This is a genomic window from Pontibacter ramchanderi, assembly GCF_002846395.1.
Classification (GTDB): Bacteria; Bacteroidota; Bacteroidia; order Cytophagales; family Hymenobacteraceae; genus Pontibacter; species Pontibacter ramchanderi.
The window spans coordinates 367457-389112 of the sequence record NZ_PJMU01000003.1; the positions used below are offsets into that span (position 1 = coordinate 367457).

The 21656-nt window shown below is 53.1% G+C and carries 21 protein-coding genes; 9 read left to right on the forward strand and 12 right to left on the reverse strand.

The genetic code is table 11. From position 1 onward, the window contains the following. Positions 1–29: 29 nt before the first annotated feature. Complete coding sequence (locus BD749_RS14220) at positions 30–1775, reverse strand: complex I subunit 4 family protein (RefSeq protein WP_101445447.1); 1746 nt, start codon at positions 1773–1775, stop codon at positions 30–32. 407 nt (positions 1776–2182) lie between these two features. Further along, positions 2183–4366, reverse strand: coding sequence for an NADH-quinone oxidoreductase subunit L (gene nuoL / locus BD749_RS14225; RefSeq protein ID WP_101445451.1), 2184 nt, complete (start codon positions 4364–4366; stop codon positions 2183–2185). 212 nt (positions 4367–4578) lie between these two features. On the opposite strand from nuoL, the gene BD749_RS14230 reads away from it, so the two are divergent. Further along, the gene (locus BD749_RS14230) at positions 4579–4872 is read left to right on the forward strand and encodes a hypothetical protein (RefSeq protein ID WP_101445454.1); all 294 of its coding nucleotides are present in this window, start codon (positions 4579–4581) and stop codon (positions 4870–4872) included. 371 nt (positions 4873–5243) lie between these two features. On the opposite strand, the gene BD749_RS14235 is transcribed toward BD749_RS14230, so the two are convergent. Then, positions 5244–5525 carry a hypothetical protein gene (locus tag BD749_RS14235; RefSeq protein WP_101445458.1) on the reverse strand — a complete coding sequence of 94 codons (282 nt, stop codon included), beginning with the start codon at positions 5523–5525 and terminating at the stop codon, positions 5244–5246. A gap of 475 nt (positions 5526–6000) precedes the next feature. Beyond that, complete coding sequence (locus tag BD749_RS14240) at positions 6001–8199, reverse strand: M3 family metallopeptidase (RefSeq protein WP_101445462.1); 2199 nt, start codon at positions 8197–8199, stop codon at positions 6001–6003. Between the two features lie 185 nt (positions 8200–8384). On the opposite strand from BD749_RS14240, the gene BD749_RS14245 reads away from it, so the two are divergent. The 7 genes from BD749_RS14245 to BD749_RS14275 all read left to right on the forward strand — a co-directional run bounded on the left by BD749_RS14245 (position 8385) and on the right by BD749_RS14275 (position 12829). Beyond that, positions 8385–8843: a hypothetical protein gene (locus BD749_RS14245; RefSeq protein WP_101445466.1), complete on the forward strand. Its 459-nt coding sequence runs from the start codon at positions 8385–8387 to the stop codon at positions 8841–8843. Next, complete coding sequence (locus BD749_RS14250; protein ID WP_101445471.1) at positions 8840–9592, forward strand: class I SAM-dependent methyltransferase; 753 nt, start codon at positions 8840–8842, stop codon at positions 9590–9592. The genes BD749_RS14245 and BD749_RS14250 overlap by 4 nt, the downstream gene beginning before the upstream one ends. Before the next feature lie 148 nt (positions 9593–9740). Beyond that, on the forward strand, positions 9741–9980 hold the full coding sequence (locus BD749_RS14255) for a hypothetical protein (RefSeq protein ID WP_101445474.1): 240 nt from the start codon (positions 9741–9743) through the stop codon (positions 9978–9980). Positions 9981–10014: 34 nt separating this feature from the next. Next, entirely contained in the window at positions 10015–10266 is a 252-nt protein-coding gene (locus tag BD749_RS14260) for a hypothetical protein (protein WP_101445478.1), read from the forward strand. Between the two features lie 24 nt (positions 10267–10290). Continuing rightward, entirely contained in the window at positions 10291–10593 is a 303-nt protein-coding gene (locus tag BD749_RS14265) for a hypothetical protein (RefSeq protein WP_101445481.1), read from the forward strand. A gap of 187 nt (positions 10594–10780) precedes the next feature. Continuing rightward, the gene (locus BD749_RS14270) at positions 10781–11557 is read left to right on the forward strand and encodes a metallophosphoesterase family protein (protein ID WP_449577708.1); all 777 of its coding nucleotides are present in this window, start codon (positions 10781–10783) and stop codon (positions 11555–11557) included. Between the two features lie 255 nt (positions 11558–11812). Further along, positions 11813–12829, forward strand: a complete 1017-nt coding sequence (locus BD749_RS14275) for a fasciclin domain-containing protein (RefSeq protein ID WP_101445485.1) — start codon at positions 11813–11815, stop codon at positions 12827–12829. A gap of 99 nt (positions 12830–12928) precedes the next feature. Here the strand turns inward: BD749_RS14275 and BD749_RS14280 are convergent, their stop codons facing one another. The 5 genes from BD749_RS14280 to BD749_RS14300 all read right to left on the reverse strand — a co-directional run bounded on the left by BD749_RS14280 (position 12929) and on the right by BD749_RS14300 (position 17257). Then, positions 12929–14143, reverse strand: a complete 1215-nt coding sequence (locus BD749_RS14280) for a sensor histidine kinase (protein ID WP_101445489.1) — start codon at positions 14141–14143, stop codon at positions 12929–12931. A 187-nt stretch (positions 14144–14330) separates the two neighbouring features. Continuing rightward, on the reverse strand, positions 14331–14828 hold the full coding sequence (locus BD749_RS14285) for a CHRD domain-containing protein (RefSeq protein ID WP_180336412.1): 498 nt from the start codon (positions 14826–14828) through the stop codon (positions 14331–14333). 115 nt (positions 14829–14943) lie between these two features. Next, positions 14944–16194 carry a hypothetical protein gene (locus BD749_RS14290; RefSeq protein WP_180336413.1) on the reverse strand — a complete coding sequence of 417 codons (1251 nt, stop codon included), beginning with the start codon at positions 16192–16194 and terminating at the stop codon, positions 14944–14946. After that, the gene (locus tag BD749_RS14295; RefSeq protein ID WP_101445497.1) at positions 16172–16738 is read right to left on the reverse strand and encodes an RNA polymerase sigma factor; all 567 of its coding nucleotides are present in this window, start codon (positions 16736–16738) and stop codon (positions 16172–16174) included. Before BD749_RS14295 ends, BD749_RS14290 begins: the two co-directional genes overlap by 23 nt. Positions 16739–17005: 267 nt before the next feature. Continuing rightward, a complete protein-coding gene (locus tag BD749_RS14300) occupies positions 17006–17257 on the reverse strand; it encodes a CBU_0592 family membrane protein (RefSeq protein WP_101445500.1) in 252 nt (83 codons plus the stop codon). Positions 17258–17357: 100 nt separating this feature from the next. Between BD749_RS14300 and BD749_RS14305 the strand changes: the two genes are divergently transcribed. Next, positions 17358–18251, forward strand: coding sequence for a LysR family transcriptional regulator (locus BD749_RS14305; protein WP_101445503.1), 894 nt, complete (start codon positions 17358–17360; stop codon positions 18249–18251). 3 nt (positions 18252–18254) lie between these two features. Here the strand turns inward: BD749_RS14305 and BD749_RS14310 are convergent, their stop codons facing one another. The 3 genes from BD749_RS14310 to BD749_RS14320 all read right to left on the reverse strand — a co-directional run bounded on the left by BD749_RS14310 (position 18255) and on the right by BD749_RS14320 (position 21652). Continuing rightward, positions 18255–19196 (reverse strand): DUF808 domain-containing protein, encoded by a 942-nt coding sequence (locus BD749_RS14310; protein WP_101445506.1) that lies wholly within the window; start codon positions 19194–19196, stop codon positions 18255–18257. A gap of 206 nt (positions 19197–19402) precedes the next feature. Beyond that, entirely contained in the window at positions 19403–20644 is a 1242-nt protein-coding gene (locus BD749_RS14315; RefSeq protein ID WP_101445509.1) for an OmpA family protein, read from the reverse strand. Between the two features lie 12 nt (positions 20645–20656). Continuing rightward, entirely contained in the window at positions 20657–21652 is a 996-nt protein-coding gene (locus BD749_RS14320) for a PorP/SprF family type IX secretion system membrane protein (RefSeq protein WP_101445512.1), read from the reverse strand. Positions 21653–21656 lie beyond the last annotated feature (4 nt).

Genomic DNA, 21656 nt, shown 5'->3' on the forward strand with positions numbered 1-21656 from the left:
CTGAAGGGACATCCCGTCAGGCGCATCTGTTATTTGTGTAAAATCGCTTGTAAAATGTTCAGTTGCTCCTGCCCGTTGCGCAGCACCAGTTCCGTAAAACCGGTCACGGACATGCCTGTCTTGTCGAGCAGCAGGTGCGGGAAAATGCCGAACACCAGGGCCAGAATCGCCAACGGCACCAGCATCAGGTATTCGCGCTTGGTCAGGTCGGAGATGATGGCCTTTTCGCGCAGTTCCGGGAAAATCCAGTATTTGCCGAAGAACATGCGCTGCAGCGCCCACAGGTAATAGGCTGCCGACAGCAGCAAGCCGATTACCGCCACCACTGCCATCCAGCGCGGCAGCATACCCGTTGACTCAGGTGCACTGAAGCTGCCCAGCAGTACCAGCAGCTCGGCAATAAAACCCGAGAAGCCCGGCAGGCCAAGCGAAGCAAAAAAAGCGACCACGACAAAAGCGGTATAGGCAGGCATGCGCCTGGCAAGTCCCCGGAAATTGAGGATCATGCGGTCGTGTGCGCGGTCGTAGATCACCCCCACCACCAGGAAGAGCATGGCCGAGATAAGACCATGGCTGAACATCATGTAAATGGCACCGTTTACACCTTCGTTCGTGAGCGAAGCCAGCCCCAGCAACACAAAGCCCATGTGTGATACCGAGGAGTAAGCGATCAGCTTTTTGAGGTCGTTCATGGCCAGGGCACAGAGCGCTCCATAGATGATGGAAAGCACCCCCAGTCCGCCAACAAAGGTGGAGAAGTAAGCACCCGCATCCGGAAAAACAGGGTATACGATCCGGATCAGTCCGTAACCACCCACTTTCAGCAGGATAGCCGCCAGCAGCACCGAGATCGGCGTAGGCGCCTCCACGTGCGCATCTGGCAGCCAGGTATGCACCGGCACCGACGGCACCTTGATCAGGAAGCCCGCCAGTACCAGCAGGAAGGCCACAAAACGAAGCGGGAGATCGAAGAGCGTCACGCCCGAGAACACATGCAGCAGACTGCCCGGTATAAAGTTGGCCGGTTCCATCATGGCCGGTATGCTGAAAGTGCGCACCATGTCGGCCTCCGCAATCGTGCCCTGCTGCAGCATCTGCTGTACCTGTCGGATCAAGTCCAGGCTAGCCGGCACGTCCTGCCCTAGCAGCCCCATCTGCTGCGCCGTCGCCTCCGGATCGATCACCGAGGTATAGAGCCCGATCATCACGACCAGGATAAACAGCGAGCCGATCAGGGTATAGATGAAGAACTTCAGTGCGGCATATTCCCGCTTCGGACCACCCCAGATGCCAATGAGAAAGTACATGGGCAGGAGCATGAATTCGAAGAAGAGGTAAAAGAGGAAAAAGTCGAGGGCCAAGAAACAGCCCATCACGCTGGTCATGAGCAGCAGGTAAAGCAGGAAGTAGCCCTTTACGTTTTTGGTGATGGTCCAGGACGAGATCACCCCGATCACCCCCACAATGCCCGTGAGCAGCACCATGCCGATGCTTACACCGTCCACCCCCACAAAATACTCGATCTGGAAACGCCCCAGATTGCCCAGCGAAAATCCGATCCAGTCGAGCTTCTCTACAAGCTGGTAGCCTGTCTGCCCGTTCGCCATGGAGGCGCCGTCGAAACTCAGGTATAGCCACACGGCTACCGCCAGCTGCAGTATAGTGCCACCCAGCGTTACCGCTTTTATACCTTGCTGCATGCGTGTCGGCAAGAGCAACACCACAAGCGCTGCCAGCAGAGGGAGAAAAATAAGGCTGGAAAGAGTATAATTCATCAAGCTAAACGCTTCCTATTTAAGTTAAAAGCAAACTCTGCTTAGTTAAGAGTTAAAACCTATTTGGTTCGAAGTCGCTTGCGCGCCCGTTATGCGTACTTTCAATTTTCTGGCTATACCTTGGCAACCCGTGTATCCTACCGAATGAACCGCTTTGCTGTTATTTTGAATATGCCTGAGACCTAAGTCGGGGGAGCGAGTACAGCTCAGAGATATATGGAATATTGCTCAAGCTATGAGAAACTCCAAATCTCTCCTTTTGTCGAGATGACAAGAAAAGCCTCCCTATTCTCTCATTAGCACATTGTCGAATTACCACATTAGCGCAAAAGGAAATCAGCGCATTCCCCCATCCCCAAATCTACACATCTCCAAATTTTCAAATCTTTTGGAACGCGAAATTAACATCAATTCAGCATGATGTATAGTATTATCAGAATAAATCCGAAAAGGGAGTAGGCATAGTAAGACTGTACCTTGCCGTTCTGGAGTCCGCGCCCGAAACGGCCCAGCACTTTTGCCATAGCCCCGATCAGCCAAACGCTGCCATCCACTACCCAGTTGTCAAACCATTTCACGATCTTAGAGAACACCACCAGCCACTTGCTGGCGTATTCCAGGGTATAGTCGATCACGCGTTTGTCGAAGCGGTAGAGCATGCGGGCCATCCACAACACTGGCCGAACCAGCAACCGATCATACACCGCATCCAGGTAAAAATGATGATAAGAAAGCTGCACCAGCGTCCCCTTCGGCTGCTCCTGCAGCAGGGCTTCGCTACTCTTGCCTTTGTACCTGCCAATGGCCAGCGCTATACCTGCTATGCCCAGCAAAGCCGAGAGCAGCCCGATCACCAGGTGTGCCGTTCCGTTGGCGGCATCCTGCACTGTCACGGCCTCCACTAAACTACTGGCCAGCAAAGCTCCTTCCTGAGAAAGCTGGTTCAGACCAATGCCCTGCATTACCCAACTTCCGGCAAAGGACAGCGGGTTGAGCGAAAAGAAAATTCCCAGCGACAGCACAGCCAGCAACAGCACAGGTATAAGCATCACCCGCTCTATCTCCTGACTTGCAGAAAGTCGTAGCGCCTGCACATCGAAGGGAAGCCGGAACGTGCCGAAGAACATGAACCACAGGTGCCGCCCCATGTAGTAGGCCGTGAGCAGTACCACCACAAACCCGATCACAGGAACCACGAAGTACAGGCTGTTCCCATTGGTCTGACTCATTGTCTGCGCCCAGGCCCAGCTCCCAGAAAGGATGGCATCTTTAGAAAGGAAGCCAGAGAACAGCGGTAACCCCACCAGCGCAGCAGCGGCCAGCAGATAGGTATAGAAGGTAAGCGGCATCGCTTTGCGCAAGCCGCCCATGTTCCGGATATCCTGCGGATCGACTTCAGTAGGTTGGTGCGTATGGTGGAGCCCACGGTGCATGGCATGGATGATAATGCCCGCATTGAGGAAAAGGGCCGCTTTAAAAAAGGCGTGCGTGGTCAGGTGGAAAAGCGACGCATCATGTGCTCCGGTTCCCATCCCCATCACCATATAACCCAACTGGGAGATTGTGGAGAATGCAAGCACCGCCTTGATATCGTACTGCGTAAGTGCCGCCAGCGCACCAAGCAGTGCTGTAATAGCACCTATAATAGCGATAACGGTGAGGGCATCGACCGTAAAGAAAGGGTAGCAGCGTGCTACCAGGTATACGCCGGCTGCCACCATGGTAGCAGCATGTATGAGCGAAGAAACTGGCGTAGGCCCCTGCATGGCATCGGGTAGCCATACCTGCAACGGAAACTGCGCCGACTTGCCCACGCAACCCATAAACAGGCCCAGTCCCGCCAGCGTCAAAAACAACGGACTCAGCTCTACCAGCCAGGGCTGCCCCTGCAAGGTATAGCCGGTTACAAAAGTGCCGTTCAGCCACTCCCCTGCCCCCATCAGGGTGCGCAGGGCTTCCAGGTCGAAAGTCCGGAAATAGGTATAGAAAGCAAACAACCCGAGCAGCAGCCCTATGTCGCCAACCCGGTTGACCAGAAAAGCTTTTTTGTTAGCCGCAATGGCAGCAGGACGCTCATACCAGAAGCCGATGAGCAGGTAAGACGACAGCCCCACTAGCTCCCAGAACATGAAGAGCAGCAGCAGGTTATCGACCAGCACAATACCCAGCATGCTGAATGTGAAGAGCCCCAGGTAGGCGAAGTAGCGGCTATACCCTCTATCGCCGTGCATATAGCCCACAGAGAAGAGCTGCACCAGCAGGGAGATGAACGTGACGATGACCAACATTAGCACCGTCAGGTTGTCGAGCAGTATCCCTGCCGTGAAGACTGCTATAAAGACCGATGGTAGGCTGAACCAGACCGTACGGCTGTGAGAGACCTCCGTGTTCCAGGTTTGGGTGAAGAGGTATACCGAGAGTGCAAAGGCTATACCTGTGGCACCAATCCCCAGCCAGTCGCCATGCCGGGGCAGCTTTTTGCCCGCCAGGTACAGCACCGCAAAGGCAAGCAGTGGCAGCAGGAGTACGACCAGTGCCAGATGGGTTTGGGGCGTACCGGCCAGCGGTTCAAGAAGTGCGGATAGCTCCAAGGTATAAGCTGCGTATTAGGTTTGGTCTTTAATAGAAGGTATGCTCTGGGCACCTTCTGTTTTAAGCCGGCAATTTACATATATTGTCGCAATAATATAGCTAGCCGCCTGCGTGACAGGCTACAGGCAGCCCATATTTTTCAAATTTTGCAAACAATCATTCCTCTATTTCGTTCTGTATGGTATTGTACCATCTAAACAAAATAAGAACTATGGACACACAAGATCTTAAAAGAGACGCACAAGATTTGAAAAACAAAGCTGACAGAATAAATCCACAGCATAAAGAAGGACCAGTTGCTGCAGCCATCGAAGACTATACTTCCCGCATCCCATCCGACGTATTTCTATGGGCTGCCTTGGGCTCCATGGCCGTATCTGCAACCCTGAAGATTATGAAGAAAGATGAAGAGGCTTTGTTCGTAGGACAGTGGGCTCCTTCTTTCCTATTGCTGGGTAACTACAATAAGATGATCAAGCTGGTAGGTTACCAGAGCGATAAATAAGAAGCGTCTGATATAATCTCTTGATGAGAAACAAAAAGAGGGAGCCAAGGCTCCCTCTTTTTGTTATCATCTGTCTATCCCCTGTTGTGCCTTCCGCAATAAATCAGCGGCACCGAAGCCAGATTTAATGACATTACGAGAAGAAAGTTCAAAAAAAATATTTTTTTTCACAAACAGCACCGGTTATAGGTATAATTATCTCTATATTTGCACCGGCTAAAAGTTGAAGGTTGCCCCTCGGGTAATCCTTTGAAGAAGCAAGGCTCCTCACAAAGGGGCCTTCGCTTTTTATAGGCCATACCTTTCCCGGGAAACGTCCAGCACCGGCCGCTTCATTTAGGAGTCAAAACACAGGTTTTGGAGCTTACCTGCTAAACTGGCGCTTTTGAAGTTTCGGTAGTAATAACCTCGCCCGCGTGCAACACTTCACAGTACTTTTTGCGAAGGTTCTGCACGCCATTCCAATCAATCACATCCTCCTCACTGCTGAGAAGCGATAGATTTTCTTTCACAGAGGCATCTGATATAAACATTCTGTCCTGATAGAGTCCGTTGGCATAAAAACGGCAATAGGTGCGGGTTTCGTCCGCTTCTGTCAATACAATCAGGTCGCAAGTTTGCAACTTGCTGGTAAAAAGAGAAAATTCATCCATAACAGGCAATCGGTATTCTGAAAGCACAGACCCCAAGTTGGGCAATATATCCCGCTTTGTCAAGATCAATGGTGCTTGTTAATCTCACAAATTACGGTCATGTTATCAAAAGGTTACGATAACCATTGCGATGATTAATTTTTTCTATTCTCCATGCGGGCAAATGCGGCAATTCTTATACCCGAAGTTGAAACTAACAACTCTTTCCGATCCAATCCAACAACCCAACAAAATACTGATTAACAATTTGTTAGCAAACCTAAAGGTATAGTTAATGGTTGAGACAAGAACTTTTAAACCACCCGGCAAGAAGCCCTGCCTTATCATCCTTTTCCAAAAAATATCGGCACAAAATAAAAAGCTGAACTAGCTACTCTTTAGGGCGCCTTAACCTGTTGGGTTCTGAACAACATAAAAAAGCGCTCTGCAAGTATATCCTGCAGAGCGCTTTGGTGTGCATAAAATAGGCTAGGGATTATTTCTTGCCTTGCTGGCCCGGTACCGGGAAGCCACGGTCACGCATCAGTGCGTCGATCTTGGCGTCGCGGCCACGGAACTGACGGTAGGCGTCTGCCGGATCCATGGAATTGCGCGGCGCGAACAGGTATTTTACCAGTCTGGCTGCCACTTCTGCATCATAGAACCCGCCTGGTGCTTCCGCAAATGCCTCTGCGGCATCCGAGGTCAGCACATCGGCCCATAGGTAGCCGTAGTAACCGGTGGCATAGCCTTCGCCGGAGAACACGTGCCCGAAGTGCGGTGAGCGGTGACGCATCACGATCTCCTTCGGCATACCTAGTTTCGACAGAGTTTCTTTCTCAAACTTGTCCGGGTCCAGGTTGTTCGGATCGGCCAGGTGGAAGTGCATGTCCATCAGGGCAGAAGCCAGGAACTCAGTCGTAGCGAAGCCCTGGTTAAAGGTAGAAGCTTTCTCAATCTTGGCGATCAACTCTTTCGGCATCGGCTCACCTGTCTTATAGTGCTTCAGGAACTGGTTGATCACTTTGTCGGTAGATAACCAGCGCTCCAGCAACTGCGACTGGAACTCAGTATAGTCACGCACGCCGCTGTTCAGGGTCGGGTATTTCACGTTCGATGCCAGGAAGTGCAGCGCGTGGCCGAACTCGTGGAAGAACGTTTCGGCATCGTCCCACGACACCAGCACGGGCTCACCCGGAGCAGGCTTTACGAAGTTGGAGTTGTTCGAAGACAGCACGGTTTTCTTGCCGTCGAAAGTGGTGTGGGCGCGGTAAGTCGTTGCCCAGGCACCGGAGCGCTTGCCCTGACGTGCGAACGGATCGAGGTACCAAAGACCAATGTGGTCGCCTGTTGTCCTGTCTGTCACTTCCCATACTTTCACGTCTTCGTGGAACACAGGTACAGAGCCTTCCGGCACTGGCGTAAATTTGAAATTAAACAGCTCCCCTGCCGTAAAGAAAATCGCCTGTGTCAGGTTGTTCAGTTCCAGGTACTGCTTCACCTCGTCAGAGTTCAGGTCGTACTTCTGCTGACGCACTTTCTCGGCGTAGTAGCGGTAATCCCAGGGCTCGATCGTGATCTTCGTTTTGCTCGTTTTGTTGGCCAGTTGCTGCATGTCAGCCACTTCTTCTTTGGCGCGTGCGATAGCCGATGGCCAAACGGCCATCATCAGGTCCATTGCAGCCTCAGGTGTTTTAGCCATGCGGTCCTGCAGTCTCCACTCGGCATAGTTGTCGTAGCCCATCAGCTGCACGCGCTCGCGGCGCAATTTCAGGATGTCCACAATGTTCTGCTTGTTGTCGTTTCCGTCGTTATTGTCGGCACGGGAGTAGTAGTTTTTCCATACCTTCTCACGCAGACCGCGCTCGTCCGAGTAAGTCAGGAACTGGTCCATGCTCGAGCGGGTGTTGGTTACGGCGTACTGGCCTTCCTTGCCACGGTCAGCGGCGGCTTTGGCAGCGGCCTTCACAAACGACTCCGGCAATCCGCTTAACTGGTCTTTGGTGAAATATACAACATACTTTTCCTCGTCGGCCAGAATGTTGTTTGAAAATTTGGTGTACAGTGTCGAAAGCTCTTTGTTGATGTCGGCATAGCGCTTCTTCTTTTCAGGGCTCAGGTTAGCGCCTTCCATCTCGAAGCCTTTGTAAACGAGCTCCACCACGCGCTGCTGATCAGCTGGCAGCGGGTTTTTCTGGGCGTTGTCGTATACGGTTTTGATGCGCTGGAAGAGCTTCTCGTTCTGAGAGATCTTGGAGTTGAATTCGGAGATTTTCGGGGCCATTTCCTGCTGCACGGTACGGAACTCCGGTGTAGACACGTTGCTGCTCCAGATGCCGTAGTAGGTGAAGACACGGTTCAGCTCCTTGCCGGCACGCTCCATCTCTTCGATGGTGTTCTCAAAAGTGGCAGGCTGCGTGTTGTTGGCGATCTTCTCGATCTCGGCCAGGTTCAGGGCCATGGCTTTCTCCATGGCCGGCTTCAGGTCGGCCAGGTTCATTTTGTCGAAGGCCGGCACGCCGCCGTACGGGCCTGTCCACTCCTGCAGGAGCGGGTTGGTCTCAACGGCCTGCTGTTGCTGCGTGGTTGTCTGTGTGTCCTGCGTCTGGGGCGTCTGCGTTGAGGTGCAGCTCGCCAGCGCCAGCAGGACCGCCATGCCGGATGCCTTACCGGCTAATATGATTTGGTCTTTCATAGAAATTTAAAGAGAGTGATAAATTCAGCCCAAGATACAAAAAATAGACCAAATGCCTCGCGTCGCAATTTTGGGCGCCCTGCTATACCTGAAACACCACCTGCATGCGTTTGTAAAGTATCCTTCCGGAGCGGTGGCAGAAACTGAGGCCAGCTCGTATAACAAGGACCGAATACCCTTTTACCATGCAAGAATCCCCTGTTAAAGACAAACAAGCTTTAAGAAAGCTTTACGACACTATTTTGCCTGAACTGGCGCAGCACATCCACCAGCACCTGGCCGATGTAATCCCGCTTTTCCACGACTTTAAACTAGAGAAGCTGGTGGACACCTGGACGCGCGAGCCGGGCGCCGGCACCTCCACCGAGATCAGCCTCGACAAAGGCAATGTGAACCAAATGGGGTTGCGCCTGCGTCTGGAGGGTTTCCAGCGGGTGGGGGCCGACAACTTCGACCTGACCAAAGACCTGCTCTTCCAACTGGACCGCACTTTCTATACCATCGGACCCAACCCCGACAATGTATGGCTGGAGAAAGACTACCTCCAAAAGTGGGACGAAGCCGACTACGAACTGGTAGCCGAAAAGTGGACAGAGCAACTGATAGACGACCTGACCGAGCGATTAGAGAAATACACGTTATGACCAAACGCCTCCGACTTACTGGCTCCTCCTTTTTGCTCGCCCTGCTGGCCAGCTTGTGCCTGAGCGGCTGCCACGCCTGCCAGGCACAGCAGCCCATTGCCAAAACGAAGGACGGCTATACCTACAAAAGACCCTCGTCTGGCGGTACGGGCAAGGTATACATGGGCCGGGAGATCGCCGCTATTATGACAGCCACCGGAGGCAACTGGCTCGACCGCGACACACGAGAGGAGGAAGAGAACTCTTCCCGCACGATAGAGAACATGGACCTGCAACCTACCAGCGTTGTGGCCGACATTGGGGCAGGCACAGGTTTCTATACCTTTCAGATAGCGCCAAAGGTACCAGAGGGCAAGGTATACGCGGTGGAGGTACAGGACCGGTTCATCAAAACGCTGAAGGAGCGCCGCAGCAAGGAAGAGGCTAATCATGTGATGGTTGTGAAAGGCGACAGCCTGGAGGTGAACCTGCCAGCTCATTCAATAGACATCGCCCTGATGGTGGATGTGTACCACGAACTGGCTTACCCGAAAGAGATACTCCAGTCTATTCACGAGGCTTTAAAGCCCGATGGCAAGCTCCTGCTGCTCGAATACAAAGCCGAGGATCCGGATGTACGGATCAGGGAGCTGCATAAAATGACCGCCGCGCAGATCCGAAAAGAGCTGGAGGCAAACGGTTTTCGCCTGCAGCGCCAAGAGGACTTCCTGCCAATCCAGCATTTCATGCTTTTCGAAAAAACACGATAAGCCGGCATAGGCTCCCCTACTCTGTGCAAGTTAACAGAACGGCCAGATCCTGCAGCAAACCTGGTACTCTTTATAAAACTTTAAGATTCTGCACCTTAAATCATAACATGTTACGTAGTATAAGGTATAGCTGTAAAAATTGTAGTTTATGCATGCAACCACGTTTAAATTTGAGGAGGGCAGCCCCTATGTGGGTAGCCACCGCCCCATCGGGCAGGAGATCCATGAGCGACTGATGTGGCAGGCCAGGCGTTTGCACCGCGAAGACATGCTAAAAGCAGGCTGGGAACTGATCATTTACACCCCTATACCTGCTTACCTGGATAAACCCGCCACCATCGAGGTCTACTGGGATTACGATAACCCGAACGATCCCTGCTGCGATTGACACAGCTTTTTCACCCGAATACCCTGATCACAGCATGAGTCTTACTTTTTTTAACAAGCACACACTGGCCGGCAGATGGGAGATGGTATGGGCGCACGGTACGCTGCTGGCAGAAAGGGGACGTCGGGGTTACCGCATCCAGCTCTACGACATGGGCGACTTCTTTGCTGAAGTGTGGAGCAACCCCGAAACGCAGATCATCGGGCTGATCAGGGGCCTGGCCAGCAAAAGGGCGCTCGAACCCTACACCAATAAAATCAACCTGATCGACATGATGTGCTGGTAAAGATTAATGCGCTATTTTTGAGGCGTGAATTCTGTCAAGCTTAGCTCATACTGCCGCCTTTATGCTTTCTCCGACTACCGCAGCATGAAATCGGCCCTCCCCTATATGCGCCAGGTCGTGTTGGCAAAAGCCCTGTCCGAAGTAGAGGAGTCCGATGCCAGGCGTGTGGTGATGCGCCTGCCCGGCGCCGGATACCAGAACTACCTACGGCCACTTGCCGGCCTGCAAACCAAAGCCAACGCTATTGCCTCCCTGATCACGGCCCTGCAGCTGCTCTACAAACAAAACGGCTATGCGGCCAGGTACATCGTGGTGGAGCGTAGCTAGCCGCTGCCTTCATACCTGAAGGTGGCATAGCTCAATTCATAACAATTCGGTAACAGAAAGGTAGAAGGTATAAGCTATTTTAATCGTAATATTGCAATCATAAACCAGCTAAGCACCAGCCCGGAACACAATTGCCTGACAGCAACCCGGGCATGCAGCAACCTAACTAGATTATACCTGAACTGCCATGATCCGGATAGCCCTATTTAGTGACATACATGCCAATCTGCCCGCTTTGGAAGCCTTTTTTGAAGATGTGGATGCCCGCCAGCCGGACTTCATTTACTGCCTTGGCGATCTGGTAGGGTATAATGTATGGCCCAACGAAGTAATTGATGAAATCCGAAAGCGCAACATCCCGACCATAGCAGGCAATTATGACTTTGGCATTGGCCGGGAGAGCAATGACTGTGGATGCGCCTACAAGTCGGAAGATGAGAAAGCCAATGGCGCTGTTTCCATCGCTTTTACCAATCGAATCATCAAGCAGGACCGCCGCCGCTACCTGCGCACTTTGCCGGCACACATCCGGGTGGAGTTTCAGCTCAACAACGACAAACTGAACCTGTTGCTGGTGCACGGCAGTCCGCGCAAAATAAATGAGTACCTGTTCGAAGATCGCGACGAAAAAAGCTTGGCGCGCATTATGCAAGAGGCGGATGCCGACATCATGTGTTTCGGACACACGCACAAACCTTACCACCGCACTCTCAACACGGGCACCGGCGAGCAGCCGCACTTCCGCCATGCGATCAACATCGGCTCAGTTGGAAAACCGAAAGACGCCGACAACCGGGGCGGGTATGTCCTGCTGACCATTGATGAGCACAGTTCGGTGCTCGACAAGGACAGCATAGAGGTGGCCTTCATCCGCTTCGCTTATGACTTTGAGAGAGCAGCCAGAGCAGTAGAAGCTTCCGAACTGCCAAATGCCTATGCCGACAACCTGCGCAAGGGCTGTTAAACTTCAGGACCCGGCAAGTAAACAAGCACTGTATACCTACACCATGAACCGACGAGCTGTCCCGAAAAGGACGGCTCGTTTTGTTTTCGGCTTCTTCAGTTGCAAAGAGGACTCACCTACTATCCTATGTTACTGCCAATCAACAGAATATATCATAAAAAATCTTAAAGGTATAGCCAAAATCTTCAAACAATCAAAAGTATTGCCGGTTGAGCTTAGTAGAATAATCTAACGCTCACTTAAAAAAACAAAAACATGAAGAAAACAGTAACTACCTCCGTTTTCGGCAGTAAGCTGGGTGCGCTGGCTTTTCTGCTGGCTATGCTTTTCTCCTTTTCTGCCTGCGACAAGCAAGACGACGTGCAACCGGAAGCTGACCTGCTCTCCGCTTCGGAAGACATGCTGACCGTACTGCAAAGAACCGACCTGATGAAAGGCAATGCACCCGCCCACGCCAAGGCCCATAAGAACCAGGATCGCAAACCCACTTTCAACACGCTGCTGGTTGCCCTGGCCAAAACAGGACTCACCTCTACAGTGGCCAAAAACGACCTGACACTTTTTGCACCGTCCGACGAGGCCTTCGCCAAGCTGGGCCTCTACCCCAATAACATCGGGAGCGTACCCAACTTACGGGAGATCCTGCTTTACCACGCTGTAGCGGGCAAAGTATATTCTACTGACCTGACGGCTGGCTACGTACCCACCCTGAATGGCGCGGCCCTGAATATCTCGTTAAATGGTGGTGTGCAGGTGAATGATGCCAATGTAATCCTGGCGGATGCCCGTGCACTGAACGGCGTGATCCATGTAGTTGACAAAGTGCTGATGCCACCAACACTTAACCTGGTGGAACTGGCCCTTAGCTTTGACCCGGAGTTTTCGATCCTGGTAGCGGCCGTGCAAAGAGCCGGCTTGGGTGAGACGCTGGCCAGTGGTGGCCCCTATACTGTGTTTGCGCCAACAAACGATGCCTTTATCGCCGCGCTGGGTGAGTTAGGGTTTGCCAGCCTGGAGGATGTGCCCGTGGAGGCGCTAAGACAAATTCTGCTATACCATGTGGTGGAAGGCCGTGTGTACTCCTCTGATCTGCGCTCAGGTGAAGTGAGCACCGCAAACGGCGACGCTTTCGTTGTAAATACCAGCAACCTCACCCTCACCGATACGCAGGGCAGAGTCGCCAACCTGGTACCATCCTTACTGAATGTGCAGGCTACAAACGGCGTCGTGCACGTCATCGACAAAGTGATTTTGCCTAACCTGGGCAGCTGATTGCGATTGCCACAAAACCTAAACAGCGGGACCTGAATTAAAATCAGGTCCCGCTGTTTTTTTAAGATCCTGCCGCTATAATTTACGGCACACGTTAGCTTAAAAAATGATTGTGAAGGTAGTGCCTTGGTGCAACACGCTGTCCACTTTTATTTCTCCGTGCACATTGTCTACCATTCTTTTCACAATATACAACCCGATGCCGCTGCCCTCCACGTGGTCGTGCGCGCGCGTGAACATTGTGAACACACTGTCCTTTTTGTTGAGTGGTATACCCAGGCCATTGTCCTGAACCGACAGGTAAGTCTTCCCACTGTGTCTCTCCAGTTTGATGGTAATCTCTGGTTTTCTGGCAGGCGATCGGTACTTGATGGCGTTGCTGACCAGGTTGCTGAGGATGCTTTTGAAATTCTTCGGCGTGAAGCCCGTCACATGACTGTCTGGCGCGATCACCTCTATCCGTGCATCGTTCTCTACCACCAGGCTTTGCAGGTCTTGCCTCACTGACTCCATCACCTGGTTAATATCAAGTACGGAGGCATCTTCGTCGGATCCCGTTTTATCTATCTCCACAATTGCGGTCAGGTCCCGGATCGTGGTGGAAAAGCGCCTGAGCGAGGTCTTCATCATGGCGGTGATCTGCTTGAGCTCTTCCCGGTCCAGGTGCTCGTTCGACACAGAAACAGAAAGTAACTCTATAAGCCCCGCAATATTGGCAACGGGAGATTTCAGGTCGTGCGAGGCGGTGTACACAAAGTTGTCGAGGTCGAAATTGGCGCTGGTGAGGCTCTTGTTCTCCTGCTGCAGTTCCGCCGTAAACTGATGGCTCCGCTCCAGCAAATCCAAGCTCTCCAGATGAAAGGCCAGCAGTTCGGCAAACATTTTAAACGTGTTGATCACCCTCGGGTTGTTTACAAGGGCCGGCCTGGAGTCGATGGCGCAAAGAGTTCCGAAAAAGTCGCCGTTGCGGAGTAGGATCGGTATTGAGATATAACTCTGGAGCCCGTAAATACGAGGGGTATGGTGCTCTCTGTAAAGTGGGTCTTCGGCCACGTTGTCGATCACGATCGGGTTGCGGTGTGCCCTTATTTCATTACAAAGCGTGGTTTTGATTGGAAGTTCACCACCTGCCTCCAGGCCAAAGTTCACTTCGTCGCGCACACTGCAGGCTATCCATCTGTCTTCTGTTACACGTGCCACTGCCGCAAAGCCCATCCCGGTGGTCTGGCAGATAACTTCGAGCATAGTCGGCACAACCGGAATCTGCCTGATGGCTTCCAGGTCTTTCAAAAGCTCGTCTTGGATTTCAATCATTTGAGAGGGTTGGATCTTAGAGTCGCATTACTGTGCGCTCCGTCACCTTGTTTTCATTTCATGTTTAAATTAATAGATAATGTGTTAAAATAAAAATCGATGCTGCCAAACGTACCTTTTCTCCCTACAAACTGACATAGTTGCCCGGCTGCCAGTGAGCAGAACAGCCAGGCAACATGTCATAGCCCTAGCGGGTGATCTGGCCTCTCAGCTCGCCATCGGGGTACTGGCTGCTGTGAATGTTGATGTACCACTCGCCTGCCAGCAGCTCTGCTTCCTGCGCATCGGTGAGAGGGGAAGTGGATCTTGACATGGGACTCACGAAAGGATTAGTACTGGAGTAAGGGTCGTTGCTGGCGCCGGGGTTTATGGGCAAGACAATTGGTCCGTCAACCCCTACCGCGCCCTTATGAAAGTGCATGCCCGTGGGCGTTATACCCTGAAAGGTAACCGTGTAGCGCATCACTTTGGTGTCTCGGTTATAAGTACCCTTGAAGGTTCCGGTAGCCTGGGTGCTGACGGCCGGCACCTCGTCAGCACCAGTCAGGGTCACTTCATTAAAGGTTATGATCTCCGCGTCAGGTATAACGGTGGTGTCTTCGTCGTCGTCGCAGCTAGTCAGCATAAACGAAAGGCTCAGCAGTGCGCCAAGCAGTATTCCAAAATTGATTCGAAACGTTTTCATCTTCATTAAAAATTAAGGAGAAGTGAATGAATAATAAGAGCACTGTTATTCTTCCTGGCACAGCCGGGGCCGTGCCATAACGTGAGGTGTTATGAAACTGCAAATCTGGACCTTGTTATTTTAGGGTGAAGCCGGCTGAAAAAAACACGCCTGCACTGGTGAGTTTCACCCGCCCTTCGCCGATACTGGCCAGCGGTAGTTTGACAAAGGGCGCCGCTCCGATCGTGATGGCAGGAGACAACTGGTATGCATAGCCTACAGCCAGGTTCTGTATCCCGAACCAGTGCCTGTTCTTGTTCGAGAATTCGCGGGTGCTGCTGTAGGGTTCTCTTCCAGGGTAGTAGTAGGTATAAGTATATTCTTCGTTGAGCATCAGGTAGCTGGAAAGCCCCGCCTGCACGGTCAGTTGGCTCCTGCCCCAGTCCAGCACCCGGTACTGCAGGTCGACAGGTATATCGAGCACATTACACTGCGCAGCAATCACATCCGGTCGCCTTTTGCCATCCCAGTAGTCGGGCGAAGGGGCATAGTCTGCGGGGGTGGCGTTGTATAGTTTGTCTGCCCACACAGCACCCGACACCAAGCTCAGCCTGCTGGTAAGGGGCACGCTCAACAGCACGCCGGCATTGGTACTGACCGCATCCCGGTCTTTGAAGCGAACGGTGGTGATATCCGGTGCTGCCACCAGCGTGACCCCGATACTGCGCAGAAACACCCGCTTCCGCTCCTCTGGTATTTCTTCAGGCACTGCAGGTACAGCAGCAGGTATAGGAGGGGCCGCTACCTGCCGGGCTATACCTGGCACTTGCGGTGGCGCGGCTATCGGCAATGCTGTCTTCACTGTTTGCAAGGGTTCCGCTGCTTCCGCCACTTGGCTGGCAGGTATAGCACTGCGCAAAGGTATAGCCGGAGCCGAAGGTATAGCTTTGCGTTCAGGTATAGCAGTGCGCTCACGCACAGGTTCATTGGCGGCACTGATTCCCACCCCGGAGCCTGGCTGCACGGCAGGGTATGGCGCAGCGGGCGAAGGTGGCTCCGGCAAGGTAGTATGCGCTTCTTCCTTGGTCTGATCAGGTGCGGTAGCCACGCTACGAGCTGCCTCCTCCCCTTGCGCGGCAGGTATAGCAACGCTTTCCTGAGGCGGCGCCTCTTTTTCCAGCTGCCGCCAGACAATGCCTACCGACACCAGCATGGCTAGCAGCAGGATGGGGAACAAGCGTTTCATGCCGGTCCCTTTTCCCTGGGCTCCATCCAGCTTCCGCTCCATCGCCTTCCACGCCTCCTCATCGAAGGGCGGCTCGTACTGCCCGGCCGATTTCCTGAACAGGCGGTCCAGTTCCTTGTCAGACATATTGTTTGCGCTCATCGATTCTGCTCCGTTGTAATGCTTCCCGCAAATTTGCCCGTGCCTTGGCCAGGTTCGACTTGGAGGTACCCACTGCTATACCTAGTGTCTCGGCTATCTCCTCGTGGGTATAGCCATCAATCGCATACAAGTTGAACACAGCCCGGTAGCCCGGCGACAGCTGCTGCACCAGTGAGATGAGGTACTCGTAGTTGAGTTGCTGCTCCACACCAAACGGTTCGGCTGCCGGTGCTGCTTTTTCAATGTCCTGCAAGTGATAGTTCTTGAGGTTATGCCGGTAGTTGTCCAAAGCCGTGTTGATCATGATCCGCCGCAGCCAATTTTTGAAGGGCTTGGGCGGGTGGTATTGGTCCAGCCTGGTGAACACCTTCATAAATCCGTCGTTCAGCACATCTTTCGCTTCCTCAGCGTCGTGTGAGTAGCGGACACAAACACTCATAGCGTAGCTGTAAAAGAGCCGGTACAGCTCTTTTTGCGCTCCGCGGTCCTGCTTCAGACACTGACGTAGCAGCACATCCAATACTTCGCCTTCTGTTTTGCTCACTGTTCCAGAATTTGCGCTCCCATCACGGACCAAACGCCAAAAGGGTTGCCTCCAAAAATAAAAAAATCTGTCTACCGCACTTCTTTTTACGATTTTAAACTACTGATAACCAAAGCATAACAAGAGACATTAAAAAGTGCCGACAAAGCAGGAAGCCGGGATGGGTATTTGACTCCATGGCAAAAAAAAACCTGCAACCCAGAGGCTGCAGGCACCCTAATCAGCGTGTGTTCTGACTAAGCTGTTCGTAAAATCACCGGTTTATACCTACATGAAGTTCGCCTTGACCAGGGCGATGACCGCAACAAGGAGGAAGATGGTGTTGAGCACGTAGCTGGCATGTGCTTTTTTAGACGAGGCATAGAAGATCATGAACAAGCACCCCAGGATGTTCATGCCCAGGTACTCCACCGACTGCCCGTGTGTATAGCCCATGCTGTTCAGGCCAAAGGCCAGAAGCGAAAAGAAAGCGCCTGCCCACCCGATTGCCTCTCCCATGTATTTGCGTATTAAGATCATAGCTTTGCTGACTAATATAATATTTGCAAATAAAGCAGGTGAAAATGGGCTAAAAAATGCTTTTATTCGCTTAACTAATGCAATAAACGAATCACAGCGAATGGAGCTACAGCAAATAAAATACTTTCTGGCATTGGCGCAGGAGCTGCACTTCTGGAATACGGCCGAGCGCATGTTCATCACGCAGTCTGCCCTCAGCCGACAGATCAAAGCCCTGGAAATAGAACTTGGCGTGCAGCTTTTCGAGCGAACAAAGCGGAGCGTGAAGCTGACCGAGGCGGGTGCCTTTCTGCGCGACCAGTGGGCGCCGCTGCTCGACGAGATAAACCGGGTGCACTTGCAGGCCCGCAAAATACACGAGGGTGCGTACGGCACGATCCGGATCGGCTACCCCGGCTCCATCGCCTACGGTTTCATGCCGGACCTCATCAGCCGTATTTCCAAAGCTTTGCCAGAGTTGAAGGTAGACCTGGTGGAGCCGACCGACATCAGCTTTGAGCAGTTGTTGCTCAATTACCAGATGGACATGGCCTTTAGGCGGGACCCCGCTGAGAATCCGGCACTGCAGTCGGTATGCCTCTACTCGGAGCCTTATGCGCTGGTCGTGCCCCAAAGCCACCGCCTCACCGAGCAGAACTTTACCGGTATGCAGGATCTGCAGCACGACAAGTTTATCCTCTCCAACCTGACGCAAACTACTTATTATACCGCAGGCCTTCGCCAGATCTTCGATGATTACCGCATCACGCCCGACGTGCGCATCGAAACCGATTTCGGGGGCATGGTGCTGGGGCTGGTATCCAAAGGGCTGGGTGTGACTATTTTACCCTATTCCTATTCATTCAGCGCCTTGCCCAACGTGCGCTTCATTGCCCTGCCCTACAAGACGAACCTGTATGTGACCTGGCGCAAAAACGACAACAGCCCGGTACTCAAAAACATCCTCAAACTGGTGTCTGAAGCCGCCGCGGGTTACGATGCAAAAGGAAGTTAGAGCTTAGTGCGCAACCTTCTCAGCCGGACGCTTGAACAATTTTTTCCCAAGCGTGACCACCTGTGCAATGACAGCCCCTAGGAGCAGACCTCCCAACGCCAACACCAGCACCTTTACGAGCCACCCGAGCGCCGGAATGTCGGGGAACAGGTGATCGAGTGTTTCCATGGGGTGGTGCATAAACGGCAGACCGTGCGCGATGATCTCAGCTCCTACCCACAGCATGGCGGCAGTGCCCACATAGCCCAGTATTTTCAGGAAGGCTGGCATGGATTTCACGATGCCACGGCCGATCTTTTGGGTGGTCGGGTGGAATTTGTCCTGGGCCATGTGCACACCAATATCGTCTGCTTTCACGATCAGGGCCACAAAGCCGTACACGGCAACAGTAATAAAAATTGCCACCGCGAACAGCACCACGATCTGGTTCATCAGCGGGCTGTCGGCTACAGTAGCATAGGCAATGGCCATGATCTCGGCCGAAAGGATGAAGTCTGTGCGGATCGCGCCGCTCACTCTTTGTTTTTCCAGTTCTGCCGGGGTGATCACCTCCATCTCTTCGGTGAGCTCATCGGTTGGCTCGTGTGTTTTGCTGAACATGGAGTGCACCTTTTCATAACCTTCGAAACACAGGAAAGCGCCGCCCAGCATGAGCAGGTAAGGTATAACCGCTGGCGCAAAGTAACCCAGCACCAAGGCGGCCGGCCCCAGAAAGATAGCTTTGTTGATGAGCGACCGCTTGGCGATCTGGTAAATGATGGAGAGCTCGCGTTTCGGGTCGAGGCCCACCACATACTTGGGCGTTACAGCCGTGTCGTCGATCACGATACCCGATACCTTGCCCGTGGTTTTCGCTACCTGGGTGGGCACGTCATCCAAAGTTGCCGCACTTACCTTAACCAGTGCCGCCACATCGTCTAAAAGCGCAAGAAGTCCTGTCGCCATGTTCTAGTTTTATTATAAAGTGAGTTTAATTGGCATTGCCTGCTTTGTACGGATGAAATTGCGAAGCTGGCTGATACAAGGTCGTAATTTAAGCGAAAGAAACGGGATTGTGATGGAGTGGATTTGGCAAGTGATAAAAAAGCAGGAGACCGCTCGTTGACATGTGGGCCTCCTGCTTTCTTGTTTTGCTCTGTGATTATCCGGCGTTAAGGCACCAGGTATAGCTCCGTTTTGCGATGCGCTTTGCCCTTGCCCGGGAGTACTTCTCCCTCTATTTCTACCTGGAAATCCTTGGCTCCAAAGTAGCGCTGGATGTACTCCTTCACACTCTGGGCACGCTGCTCGCTCACCCGCTGCTTTGCCGCAGGCTCCCCGTATCCGTCCGAATAGCCTTTGATGACAAAGCCTGTACCGTCTGGCTGCAGGCGCAGGAAGCGCGATAAGCCGGCAAGTTCGCTTAGGCTCAGGTGCACGCGGTTAAACTCGTTATAGAGTACCAGCGATGGGGTCGCCGCCCGCATAGGCTTAGCTTTCACCGACTCTTCAGCAACAACTTCTGACTCAGCCGGAGCAACCTCCTCCAGTGCGATCTGCTGTGGCACCACTTCTACCTGTGGTTCAGAAACAAGCTCCTCAACAGGCGCTGCGACTGCAGCAGCAGGCAGGTCTCCCAACAGGTAAGCAACATAGCGCGGCTGCTCCTTGGCAGTGCCGGTCACCCATAAGGTATGGTCAGCGCTTTTCCTGAAGTAGGCATTGTAGCTTTCCTTTTCGTTCACCATACCAGTCAAGCGCACTGCCTCACCTGGATTACCGTTGTGTAGAGCGGCTCCGTAGATGTAGGCTGTTTCCCCCTCTTGGCGGGAGAAATACAGTGAGTCGTTGCGCACGAATGGGGCGAACTCTGCTTGATTGGAGTTGACCTGTTTGCCGAGGTTGCGTGGACGTGACCACGACTTGCCATTCCACTCACTCAGGTATAGATCGTCGTAGCCCTGTGAGCCTGCCAGTTCGGCGGCGATGAAAAGCCGGCGCTGGTCCTCGGTCAGGTATAGGCCCAGGTTGTAAGAGTGGTTGCGCAGACGTGGCACAGGAATTTCCTCGCCTTTTACGAACTCGCCGTTTGTCCAGCTATACTTTGTGATTCGCTCCTCTCTCCTGCCCGACTTATGGTAGACGAACACTTCGCCCGCCGCCAGGTTGCCGCCAACCACAGCATTGATGTGGCCGGCATTCAGGGCGATGGCCCGCTCCTTAGTCTCCGTCTCGCCGAGGCGGGCGGTGTAGAGGTATTGCCCGCCGTCCTCTTTTTTGGTCACGAGCAGCATGTCCTCTCCTACCAGCGCTACGCCGGCCATTTCAGCGTTCGTTTCCTGCAGTTTTGTCTGGGCCTGCCCTGCGGTCAGGGTCCCTAAAATCAATCCGATGGTGTATACAATCTTCTTCATGTTCGCTTCGCTTTACCAGATGGTTACTTGTCTGCCGTACTTCGGATATTTCACCGGGATCAGGTTGTAAGTGAGGGAGATCTCGTTCGTGCTCCGGCTCACGTGGCGGGCGTTCTGAATCGGAATCTCGTAGGCATAGCCGATGCGGAACTGGTCCAAGCGCAACCCGGCCGTGGCGCTCCAGGCCAGGTCCTGGCGGTAGCTGCCTCCCAGCCAAACCATGTTCTGGTAAATGGCCTTGAGCTGCAACTCGGTACTCTCTTTCAGCTTGTTGTCATACTGGAACATGGCATTGGCCACCAAGCCAAACTGATCAGAAAGAGCCGTGCGGTAGCCCGCCTGCACAAGGTGCTTGCGGGTATAGAGGTCCTGCAAAAACTCGTCTCCACCCGACACAATACCGCCTTTGGTCACGTCCTGCATGGCATAGCCGATGTAGAAATTATCGGCGGTGAGCGTCCAGCCCAGGTTCAGGTCGAGCTTGCCCTGGCGCAGGCGCTGCCCCAGAACCCCCTGAAACTCCGGATCGCTCTCGTTATCCACTGTGAGTTTGTTGCCATCGAGGCGCTGGGCGTTGTACACGGCGGCACCACCCCAGCGCAGGCTCAGTTTCTCGGAGAGACGCACACGCGAGGCATAACTCAACTGCACCTGGCTTTCGGAAAAAGGCCCGAACTCGTCCTGCAATACCGCTACTCCAAAGGCGTGTTTGGCACCCATCTGTCGGCTGTAGTAATCATCCTGCCGGGTGCGGAGTAGATCGCTTTTCTTCCAGGCAGACACATCGGCCAGGTCCAGCTCAGCGGAGGCGAAGTAGGTGCGCGGTGCTCCCTCAAAGCCCGTCCACTGGTTGCGGTGGAAGCCCTTGAGCATGGAGCCCTCGTAGCCCGTCAGCGAGGGGTTGTAGTATTGCTGAAACAGCTGAAAGTTGGCGATGTGCTTTCTGTTCTGGGCATTCGCACCCAGAACAGAAGCAACTAATAGTATGGATAAGATTAACTTTTTCATTTGA

Coding starts and splice junctions, on each gene's coding strand:
- BD749_RS14275 (WP_101445485.1), top strand. CDS start 11,813: ATGAAGAAAACAGTAACTACCTCCGTTTTCGGCAGTAAGCTGGGTGCG.
- BD749_RS14230 (WP_101445454.1), top strand. CDS start 4,579: ATGGACACACAAGATCTTAAAAGAGACGCACAAGATTTGAAAAACAAA.
- BD749_RS14290 (WP_180336413.1), bottom strand. CDS start 16,194: ATGAGCGCAAACAATATGTCTGACAAGGAACTGGACCGCCTGTTCAGG.
- BD749_RS14280 (WP_101445489.1), bottom strand. CDS start 14,143: ATGATTGAAATCCAAGACGAGCTTTTGAAAGACCTGGAAGCCATCAGG.
- BD749_RS14255 (WP_101445474.1), top strand. CDS start 9,741: ATGCATGCAACCACGTTTAAATTTGAGGAGGGCAGCCCCTATGTGGGT.
- BD749_RS14260 (WP_101445478.1), top strand. CDS start 10,015: ATGAGTCTTACTTTTTTTAACAAGCACACACTGGCCGGCAGATGGGAG.
- BD749_RS14220 (WP_101445447.1), bottom strand. CDS start 1,775: ATGAATTATACTCTTTCCAGCCTTATTTTTCTCCCTCTGCTGGCAGCG.
- BD749_RS14300 (WP_101445500.1), bottom strand. CDS start 17,257: ATGATCTTAATACGCAAATACATGGGAGAGGCAATCGGGTGGGCAGGC.
- BD749_RS14305 (WP_101445503.1), top strand. CDS start 17,358: ATGGAGCTACAGCAAATAAAATACTTTCTGGCATTGGCGCAGGAGCTG.
- BD749_RS14315 (WP_101445509.1), bottom strand. CDS start 20,644: ATGAAGAAGATTGTATACACCATCGGATTGATTTTAGGGACCCTGACC.
- BD749_RS14310 (WP_101445506.1), bottom strand. CDS start 19,196: ATGGCGACAGGACTTCTTGCGCTTTTAGACGATGTGGCGGCACTGGTT.
- BD749_RS14240 (WP_101445462.1), bottom strand. CDS start 8,199: ATGAAAGACCAAATCATATTAGCCGGTAAGGCATCCGGCATGGCGGTC.
- BD749_RS14245 (WP_101445466.1), top strand. CDS start 8,385: ATGCAAGAATCCCCTGTTAAAGACAAACAAGCTTTAAGAAAGCTTTAC.
- BD749_RS14250 (WP_101445471.1), top strand. CDS start 8,840: ATGACCAAACGCCTCCGACTTACTGGCTCCTCCTTTTTGCTCGCCCTG.
- BD749_RS14320 (WP_101445512.1), bottom strand. CDS start 21,652: ATGAAAAAGTTAATCTTATCCATACTATTAGTTGCTTCTGTTCTGGGT.
- BD749_RS14285 (WP_180336412.1), bottom strand. CDS start 14,828: ATGAAAACGTTTCGAATCAATTTTGGAATACTGCTTGGCGCACTGCTG.
- BD749_RS14235 (WP_101445458.1), bottom strand. CDS start 5,525: ATGGATGAATTTTCTCTTTTTACCAGCAAGTTGCAAACTTGCGACCTG.
- BD749_RS14270 (WP_449577708.1), top strand. CDS start 10,781: ATGATCCGGATAGCCCTATTTAGTGACATACATGCCAATCTGCCCGCT.